We start from the raw sequence: 9438 nt of genomic DNA on the forward strand, positions 1-9438 counted from the left end.
CGGTAGTTCGGTGGGGGGGGGGGGGGGGGGGGGGCCGGCGCACCCCCCCCCCCCCCCCCCAACACGCGGGGGGGGCCCCGGGGGGTGGGTTTTGGTGGGGCGCTGGGCCGCCCCCCCCCCCCCCCCCCCCCCCACCGAACTACCGATCACACGGCTGAGAGGCCCAGTGCGGCGGCGGCACGCGCCCGGCATGTACGGTCTTCACCCATGGCGACCGACGACACGGCCCCGGCCGACACCTTCGAGCCCCTGACCGCCGGCCCCGGAACCCCGCGGCACGCCACCCCGCGGCAGCGCCGTGGCTGGGGCTTCCTCAACGACCTCACCGCGGAGGTGCGCCAGCAGCTCGCCCGGCTCGACCTCGCCGTCCCCGTCACCGACGCCGACCTCGACCGGGGCGACCTCGACACTCCCGCGCCCCACGCCGCGGCTCCCGCCCCGCAGGCAGCGCCCGCGAACGCTGCGCACCACGCCGACGACGGCGGCCAGGACCCCTGGAGCCTCCACGACCTCGCCGGGCTCGCGTCCAGCGCGCTCAAGATCGCCGACGGCGCGGCCGCCCAGGCCGACACCGCACGGTCCGAGGCGCACGCCGCGCTCGGGTATGCCCAGGCAGCCCAGTCCGACGCGGCCGCGGCCGTCGTCGAGGCCCGGAACGCCCAGTCGGAGACGTCGGCCGCCCGCGGGGAGACAGCCGCCGTGCTCGCGGAGCTGCAGGCCACCCGGGCCGAGCTCGCGCAGCTCGCCGCCACGACCCGCCGCAACATCACCATCGGCTGGTCCGTCGGCGGGGCGGGCCTGGCGCTCGCGGCGGTGTCCCTGGTGGTCGCCCTCCAGTAGCAGGGCCGACGCCGACCCCCGTCACGACACCCGCGTGTACGTGACCTGGCTCGCCCCGCCCTCCGGGGTGCTGTACGAGATCAGGAGCGTGTTCTCGTCCACCAGGACGTACGGGGCCGGCTGGCTGAACGCCGCCCGGACGTACTCCAGCCCGGGGAACGGGGTAATCGGGGTGCCGTCGAGGATCATCGTGCCGTCGCCGGTGAGGCCGGCCAGGACGAACGTGGAGCCGTCGTCGGTGTAGGTGGCGGTGAAGCTGACGGTCCCCGTGCCCGTCCGCTCGAACAGCGTGCACGCAGCCTGGTACCCGCCGGTCCACGTCAGGTCCTCGGCGAAGGTCATCGTGTAGTCGCCGTCGCAGTCCATCGGCGACGCGCCCGCGTCGGGCCGCATGGCGCTGACCACGTCGTCGTAGTCGGCGGTCCACGTGCCCACCAGGCTGCGCTCGCAGGCCTCCTCCAGGGAGACGGACCGCGCACGGACCGCCACGTCGCCCGGCTCCACGGCGCCCGCGGCCGCCACGCCCGGCCCCGCGCCGGCGGGAAGCAGCCCCGGCGGGGTGGTGCCGTCGGGGCACTCGCACTCGGCAGCATCGAGGCAGAACCGCACGCCGGCACCGGGCGCCAGCGGGACGGTGCCCGTGCCAGGCAGCTCGACCGCGCCCGCGACCCCGCCCTCCAGCGTCACCTCCAGGATGGCGACCCCGCTCGGGACCAGCCGCACCGGCAGGGCACCGAACCGTCCGACGGCGAGCCGCGTCTCCTCCGTGCCGCCGTCGCCCACCCGCAGGTACAGCTCGGTCCGGGCCCGGGTGATGCCCGGGCCGGTGGACTCCCACTCGGTGCCGAGGTCGGGGTAGCGCACCAGCGCCATCGCCTGGGTCCGCACCGCGTCCGCCGCGGCCATCCCGCCGAAGAGCGTCTCCACGGCCGTCGTGACCCCTTCGCCGAGCATCGGCAGCATCGTTCGCCACGGGTCCGCCCCCGCGGCCGCCGCCACCGCGTAGAGACCGATCGTGTCGTAGCTCCGGCGGTTCAGCGCCTGCTCCGGCAGGGTCAGCCAGGTGTCCCAGGGCGCGGCGCTGCTTCCCGAGCCCCCCGCGAACGCCTCCCCCGCCCACTCGGCCTGGCCCTCGATCTGCCAGTCGGGCCCCGACTCGAACGCCTCCAGGTCCGCGTCGAGCTGGAAGCAGTGCCACAGCTCGTGCGCGATGGTGCTGGTCGTCGAGGCGGTGTCCGGTCCGTAGATCGACGGGTTCAGCGCCACCCGGCACGCCGTCGGCCGCTCGCCGGTGCCGTACACGCCGGACGCCCGCCCCAGGTCGCGCATCACCCCCTCGCGCACGGTCCTGGCCCGGACCGGGAGCCGTAGGTCGTGGCCGCTGCGCTCCTCGAGCCCGGCCACGATCTGCGCCACGATCTCCCGCAGCTCCTCCCGGGTCGGCACGGCGTCCGGGTCGACGGCGCCGCCCGCGCCCTCCCGCGACCGGCCCGGCTCCACCTCCACCTCCTCCTCGCCCTCCCCGGGCTCGAGGGCCGCGTCGGCGGCCGCGACGACGTCGGCGGGCAGCTCGTCGCGGGCACCCAGCACGCGCCGGGCCGCCAGGCCGCCGAGGTCGTGGTGGTGCCCGTCGGCGGACAGGTCCAGCGGCTCCACCCCCGGCAGCGGGCCCACCTCCGCCGCGAAGATCCGCTGGGCGACGTCGAGCGGCAGCACGCCGTCGTCGTCGAGGAGCTCGCCGAGGGCGACGATCCCCGGGTCGGGCTCGGGCGAGGGCGCGGCCGACGACGGCGTCGCACCGCCCGCCCCGGCTCCGGCCGTGCAGGCCGCGAGCGCCAGGAGGGACAGCACCGCGGCGGCGGTGGCGAGCGGACGAAGAACCGGGACGGTGCCCATGGGACGGCCTTCCGGGGGGCGAATGTTCGGCAGTCCATCCCACCGCACGGTGGCGCGCGGGACGAGTGGCGGGAGGCAAGTTCACCCCCGGCGGCTGCGAGCGGGCGCCGGTCTGCCTACGGTGGCCGCAAGGTCCCAGTGAAGGAGGTTCGTCATGAGCAACCAGCCCGACGACTCGACGCAGTCCCAGGACGAGCAGGTGCAGCGTGCGGCGCCGGCATGGCCGGAGCAGCCCGGAGACCAGTTCGCGGGCGGTCCGGGTGGCGGTGACCTGCGCTCGGGCGACTCCGCGGCGGGCGGCGACGAGGGTGGTCAGGAAGCCGGCGGCGGCTCGGGGCAGGACGACCCCGACATGCCGGTGCCGGGAGAGAGCTCGTCGCAGGACTTCACCGGCGACGCGCAGCGCGGCCCGGACTGGCCGGTCCAGCCGTCGGAGGAGGTCCCCACGGACGACCCGCTGGACGAGGCCGAGAGCGCGGGCGAGTCGGAGGGGTTCGGCCAGGACCAGGGCGGCGGCCAGAGCCAGGGCGGTCCGCAGCAGGGTGGATCCGTTCCCGGCCAGCACCCGAAGGACGACCCGGACGAGGAGGGTGAGGACCGCTTCGACGCGGGCTGAGCCGAGTCCTCGTCCCCGGTCAGCTCCTCCCCCGTCTGCTGTGGGTATGGCTGTGGTGTGAATTCCGGCCGGAGTTCACACCACAGCCATACCCACAGCAGGCGCTGCAGGCGCTCTCACCCGGTGAGCACCGATGAGAACCGGGCCGCTCCGTCGTCGGATCCCGTATGGAGCACCTGCTGTCCGTCCCCGGCGCCGTCCTGTGCGCCTCCACCTGCGGCGACCCCCGCGACCCGGCCCTGCTGCTCATCAGCGGCGCGGCCTCCTCCCTCGACGGCTGGGACGACGCGCTGTGCGCGGCGCTCGCCGCCGGCGGCCGGTTCGTGGTCCGCTACGACCACCGGGACACCGGCCGCTCCACGACCGGCGCGCCGGGGAAGCCCTCCTACTCGGGCGACGACCTGACGCTCGACGCGCTGCGCGTGCTCGACGGCCTGGAAATCGAACGGGCGCACCTCATGGGCGTGTCGATGGGGGGCGGGATCGCGCAGACGCTCACCCTGGACCATCCCGAACGGGTCCTGACGCTCACCCTGGTAGCGACGTCGCCCGTGGTCGCCACGGGTCACGACCTGCCGGGGCCCGACCCCGTGGTCCAGGCGCTCTTCGCCGACCCGCCGCCGGACCCCGACTGGGCCGACGACGAGGCCGTCGCGTGGTACCTCGCCGAGGCGGAGCGACCGTTCCAGGGGGCCGGCTACGACCCGGTCCGGGCGCTGAAGACCGCGCGCCGCACCGTCGCACGGGCGCACGATCCGGCGGCTGCCGCCAACCACTGGCAGGTGAGCGGCACGGAGACCACCGGTAGCCTCGCCGACGTCGCTGCGCCGACGCTCGTGCTGCACGGCACCGCCGACCCGCTGTTCCCGCCGGCCCACGGCGAGGCGCTCGCGGAGGCGATCCCCGGCGCGCGTCTCGTCCTGCTCGACCGGATGGGCCATCAGGTGCCCCCGCCGGAGACGTGGCCCCTGGTGGTGCGCGAGGTGCTCGCTCACACGACACGCTAGGCGACGGGCCGACGGCGGGCCGTGGCGGGGTCGGGCCGACGGCGGGCCGGGCCCGGGCCGGGCGCGCTCCGGTCAGGCGCGCCGCCGCCCGGAGATCCGCATGACCACGTACAGGACGACGCCGACGAGCAGCAGTGCTCCCGCGCGGAGCCACGTCGCGCCCGACTGCTGGCTGAGGAGCAGCACGCAGCTGGCGACGCCGAGCCAGGGCACCACCGTCGCGACCCGGAAGTGGGGGTGCTCCACGTGGTCGCGACGCAGCACCAGCACCGCCACGTTGGTGCTGATGAAGACGAGGAGCAGGAGCAGCACCACGGTCTCCGCGAGCGCCGCGAGGTCGCCGGTGAAGACGAGGAGCATCGCGACGATCGTGGTGACGACGATCGCGACCCACGGGGTGCGCCGCTCGGGCAGGACCCGGCCGAGCGCCCCGGGCAGGAGGCCCTGCTCGGCCATGCCGTAGGCGAGGCGGCTGGACATGATCATGGTGAGGAGGGCGCCGTTGGCGACGGCCACGAGCGCGACGAGGGAGAACAGCCGCTCGGGCACGATCCCGGCGGCGGCCACCACCTCGAGCAGCGGCCCGCTGGAGGCGGCGAGCGTCTCGGGCGGTACGACCGTGACGGCCGCGAGCCCGACGGCGACGTACACGGCTCCAGCGGTGAGGAGCGCGCCGAAGAGCGCGCGGGGGTACACACGGCGGACGTCGCGCACCTCCTCGACCACGTTGGCCGACGTCTCGAAGCCCACGAACGAGTAGTAGGCGAGGATCGCCGCGGAGAGGACGGCCAGCGCGGGCGTGGTGCCCTCGGCGAACCGGGTGGCGCGGCCGAGGTCGCCGTCGCCCCGGCCGAGGACCACGAGGGCGAGCACGACGATGACCACGAGGCCGCTGACCTCGATGATCGTCATGACGACGTTGGCGCCGAGGGACTCGCGGATGCCGCGCGCGTTGAGGACGGCGACGGCAGCGAGGAACAGCACGGCGACCAGGCGCTCGGGAGCGTCGACGAACGCGCCGAAGTAGTCGCCCGCGAACGCGAGGGAGAGGCCGGCGGCGCTGGTGACGCCCGCGGCCAGCATGGAGAACCCGACGAGGAACGACACGACCGGCTTCCGGAACGCCCGTTCGGCGAACACGGCGGCGCCCCCGGCCCGGGGGTACTTGGTCACGAGCTCGGCGTACGACCCCGCGGTGAGCAGGGCGAGACCGAGGGCGACGAGGAGCGGCAGCCAGACGGGCCCGCCCACCTCCCCCGCCATGGCTCCGACGAGGGCGTACACGCCCGCGCCGAGGACGTCGCCCAGGATGAAGAGGTACAGGAGCCTGCCGCTCACGGAGCGCGCGAGGCGGGTCTCCGGGTCTGTGGCACCGGTCGTCATGGCTTCCAGGCTGGCACCGCTTCCGGGCAGTCGCCTCCGCGTGCCCGATATGCGCCGTGGCTGCGGGACAATGGGAGTGCCTGCCCGACGGACGGGCCAGGCGGGAGGACGCGCGATGACGACCGAGACCGGCGGCCTCGCAGGCCGCGGCCACCTGCTCCGCCTGGGGGCGCCCCGGGACACGAGCGCGGTGCGCCACCTGGTGACGTTCCTCGTGGCGAGCGTGGTGACGGTGCTCGCCACGCGGGCCTACCTCGCCGCGGCCGGCTACCCGCAGCTCGGCGGCGGCGACCTGCACGTGGCGCACGTGCTGTGGGGCGGCCTGCTCATGGCGCTGGCCATGATGCTGCTGCTGTCGTACGTGGGCCCCGCGCCGCGGTCGCTGGGCGCGGTCGTGGGCGGCGTGGGCTTCGGGCTGTTCATCGACGAGGTCGGCAAGTTCGTCACCGCCGACAACGACTACTTCTACGCGCCCACGGCGGCCATCATCTACTTCGTCACCGTGGTGCTGGTCCTGGTGGTCGAGGCGCTGCACGGTCGCCGGGAGCACCACCCGGCCGAGTACCTCGCGGTCGCGGCCGACCGGCTCGCGGCGGGCCTCGCGGGCGGCTTCACGCCGTCGGCCCGTGACGAGGCCCGCACCCTCGCGGCCAAGGGCGCGGGCGAGCCCGGGGCGGAGCTCGTCGCGGACCTGGTCGAGGCGGTGCCCGACGACGACGCCGACGTCCCCGACGTGGTGCGTTCGGGGGCGGACCGGGTGGTCCGGTGGCTCGACGCGCTCGTGGGGCGCACGTGGGGCGCGTGGCTCGCGATCGGGCTCATTCTGCTGGTGTCCGCGGGTGAGGCCCTCGTGGGGATCCAGGTGCTGGCAGGTCGGGTGCCCGGGGTGCCGGGGTGGACCGGCGCGGCCATCCTCGCGGCCGTGTCCGCGACGGTGGTCCTGCTCGCCGTCGGCGTGGTGGTGGGCCGGCGCGACGGGCTGCGCGGCGCCGTGTGGGTGCGCCGGGCGGTGCTCGTCAGCCTGCTCTTCACCCAGCTCCTGGTGTTCCGGGCCGTGCGCTGGACAGCGTCCTTCGGGCTGGTCCTGGACGTGCTGGTCTTCATGGCGCTGGAGGTCGCCCTCCGGCCGGACCGCATGGAGGCGGCGGAGGCTGCCGAGGAGGAGGCCGCCACCACGGAGCCGCCGCCGACCAGGTAGCTGTTCCCCTTCCGGCGCCCAGACGGGGAACACTTGCCTGGTCGCGCGGCCGAGCCGGCGCTCAGCCCCGCTCCACGACCTCCACCGTCAGCACGTCGCCGCTCTCCGCGCCGTCGGCCGCCTCCAGCCGGAAGACCACCTCTCCGACCAGGCCCGCAGAACGCACGGCCTCCACCAGGTCGTACTCGACCTCGGCCAGGCCCTCGCCGTCGGCCGGGGTGGTGAGCGTGCGGGACGGGTCCACCGGGAGCCCGTTGAGCAGCACCCGGTGCGCGCGCCCGGGGTGGTCGAGGTACCGCAGCCGCACCGCCGCAGGACGCTCAGGACAGCGGAGCCGGTACTCGAACCACCCGGTGGTGCTGCGCCAGTGGATGCCGCCGCCACCCCCGGCGCGCGTTCCCTCCCCCGTGAACCCGTGGTCCACCTCGGGCTGCTGCTCACCGGCGGTGACCCGGTCGAGCACCGCTGCGGCGGCCGCGTCGGCGGCGTCCAAGGCGGCGAGCCGGTCGAGGGCCCGCGCGGGGTCCGGGTCCGCGGGGAAGCAGACCGTGTACCGCTCGTCGTGGATGCCCGCGAACGGTTCGAGCAGCACCGTGCCGGGCACCAGCACGCCGTCGCGCTCCCGCACCACGGCCAGCTCGAAGGTGAGCGTCCGGCGGTCCACGACGGACGCTGCGGCCTCCGGCGGGTCAGCCACGACGATGCCGGCCTGCCGCAGCGGCACCGCCCGGCCGTGAGCGATGTGCGCCATGCGGTCCTCCCCCGCCACCAGGCCGGCGAGGTCGTCGCCGCCGTCCCGCGCGGCGAGCACCACCGGCCCGTACCGGAAGGCGACCCAGGCCGACCCGTCGGGCAGCCGCTCGGCGGTGAGCCGGGGCTGGAACCGGGCCACGACCGTCGTCGTGCCCCTCCAGGTCCTGGTCACCTCCGCGTAGCCGTCGACGACCACGGGCTCCACCGCGGACCCGTCCACGACGAGGCCCGCCAGCGTGCCCCAGGACGGGACGCGCAGGCGGACGGTGCGCTCGCGGGGCTCGGCCGAGGTGACGAGCAGGCGGGCCTCCGCGTCGAAGGGCGGCTCGGTGGACTGCTCGACGCGCAGCCCCTCCGCCGCCCAGTCGAGGACGGACGGGGTATAGAGCTCGACGCGGAGGTCCGGCCCGTCGTGCGTGTAGGCCAGCTCGTTGTACCGCGTGTGGCCCTCCAGGCCCGACCCGACGCAGCACCACATCGACACGTGCGGCCGCGAGTACACGCGGTAGTGCGCGGGCCGCATGGGCGTGAAGTACACGAACCCGCCGCGGCGGGGGTGCACCGACGAGAGCAGGTGGTTGACCAGGGCACGCTCGGCGAGGTCGACGGCGGCCGCGTCGGGCCGGCGGTCCAGCCGCAGGCGCGCGAGCTCCACGAGGTTGTGGGAGTTGCAGGTCTCCGGGCCCTCCCGGTCGGTCATCACCTCGGTGAAGTCCGACGCCGGGTGGAAGTGCTCCCGCACGCTGTTGCCACCCACCGGCAGGGTCCGGCGCTCCACGACCGACGACCAGAACGCGTCGGCCGCCGCGGCGAACCGCTCCTCGTCGGCGAGGCGCTGATAGCCGAGCACCTTCGGGATCTGGGTGTTGGCGTGCAGCCCGTCGAGCGGGTCGTCGCCCGCGGCGAGCGGGTCCAGCAGCCGGCGGTGGGCCAGCCTGCGCCCCTCGGCGACGTAGTCCTCGCGCCCCACGAGCCTGCCGAGCTCGACGAACGTCTCGTTCAGCCCGCCGAACTCGGCCCTCAGGACCTGCTCCACCTGCTCGCCGGTGAGCGCCTTCGTGACAGAGAGCCACCAGTCGGCCCAGCGCACCGCCATACGGAGCGCCCGCTCGGAGCCGCCATGGGTGGCGGCGTCCACGAGCCCGGCGAACGTCTTGTGCAGGTTGTAGACGGGGACCCAGCGACCGTTGAGGTTGAACAGGTCGGAGTCGATCTGCCCGCTCGCGAGCTCCTCGCCCAGCGCCGGACCATCAGGGACCCCACCGACGTACCCGGTCCCGACGGCGTCCTGGCACCGCTCGAGCACGTCGAGGAGGTGCTCCAGGCGCTCGCGGAGCACCGGCAGCCCCGTGACAGCCCACAGCTTGGCGTGGGCCGAGAGGGCGTGCCCGCCGATGTGGCCGTCGAGGCCCCCCGACTCCCAGTCGCCGTACCGCGCGGCCTCGGCGGGCAGCCCCGCACCCGCCAGGAACGGCGCGAGAAGGCGGTCCAGGTCGAGGTCGAGCACCGCCTCGAGCGCCCGCTGCTGCGCCTCGGCGAAGCGCCCGGGGCCGAGCCGGACGGCGCCGAGCGGGAACGTCCGGCCGGACGTGGCGGGCTGGGCGGTGGTCGTGGACAACGCGGCTCCTCGGGGTGGGACGTGCCGCCCGGCGGCAGCGCGGGGCGGACCGGGACACGGTAACCGAGCCCCTCGCCGGCACAGTCACTCCGTCCGACGACGGCGCTGTCTCGGCGCTACGGCCCCG

General features: G+C 75.4%; 7 protein-coding genes. 4 read left to right on the forward strand and 3 right to left on the reverse strand.

What is annotated here, in order from left to right; translation table 11 throughout:
- Positions 1 to 207: 207 nt before the first annotated feature.
- Complete coding sequence (locus AC060K_RS08995) at positions 208 to 840, forward strand: hypothetical protein (protein WP_483765087.1); 633 nt, start codon at positions 208 to 210, stop codon at positions 838 to 840.
- A 21-nt stretch (positions 841 to 861) separates the two neighbouring features.
- On the opposite strand, the gene AC060K_RS09000 is transcribed toward AC060K_RS08995, so the two are convergent.
- Entirely contained in the window at positions 862 to 2736 is a 1875-nt protein-coding gene (locus tag AC060K_RS09000; protein WP_483765088.1) for a hypothetical protein, read from the reverse strand.
- A 154-nt stretch (positions 2737 to 2890) separates the two neighbouring features.
- Between AC060K_RS09000 and AC060K_RS09005 the strand changes: the two genes are divergently transcribed.
- Both AC060K_RS09005 and AC060K_RS09010 read left to right on the forward strand, forming a co-directional pair.
- Positions 2891 to 3352 (forward strand): hypothetical protein, encoded by a 462-nt coding sequence (locus AC060K_RS09005; RefSeq protein ID WP_483765089.1) that lies wholly within the window; start codon positions 2891 to 2893, stop codon positions 3350 to 3352.
- A 167-nt stretch (positions 3353 to 3519) separates the two neighbouring features.
- On the forward strand, positions 3520 to 4359 hold the full coding sequence (locus AC060K_RS09010) for an alpha/beta fold hydrolase (RefSeq protein ID WP_483765090.1): 840 nt from the start codon (positions 3520 to 3522) through the stop codon (positions 4357 to 4359).
- A gap of 72 nt (positions 4360 to 4431) precedes the next feature.
- On the opposite strand, the gene AC060K_RS09015 is transcribed toward AC060K_RS09010, so the two are convergent.
- A complete protein-coding gene (locus tag AC060K_RS09015) occupies positions 4432 to 5742 on the reverse strand; it encodes an APC family permease (protein ID WP_483765091.1) in 1311 nt (436 codons plus the stop codon).
- Positions 5743 to 5857: 115 nt separating this feature from the next.
- On the opposite strand from AC060K_RS09015, the gene AC060K_RS09020 reads away from it, so the two are divergent.
- A complete protein-coding gene (locus AC060K_RS09020) occupies positions 5858 to 6940 on the forward strand; it encodes a hypothetical protein (RefSeq protein WP_483765092.1) in 1083 nt (360 codons plus the stop codon).
- A gap of 61 nt (positions 6941 to 7001) precedes the next feature.
- On the opposite strand, the gene AC060K_RS09025 is transcribed toward AC060K_RS09020, so the two are convergent.
- Positions 7002 to 9311, reverse strand: coding sequence for a beta-L-arabinofuranosidase domain-containing protein (locus AC060K_RS09025; protein WP_483765093.1), 2310 nt, complete (start codon positions 9309 to 9311; stop codon positions 7002 to 7004).
- Between the last annotated feature and the right edge of the window lie 127 nt (positions 9312 to 9438).

The organism is Antribacter sp. NEAU-D49 (assembly GCF_057158775.1).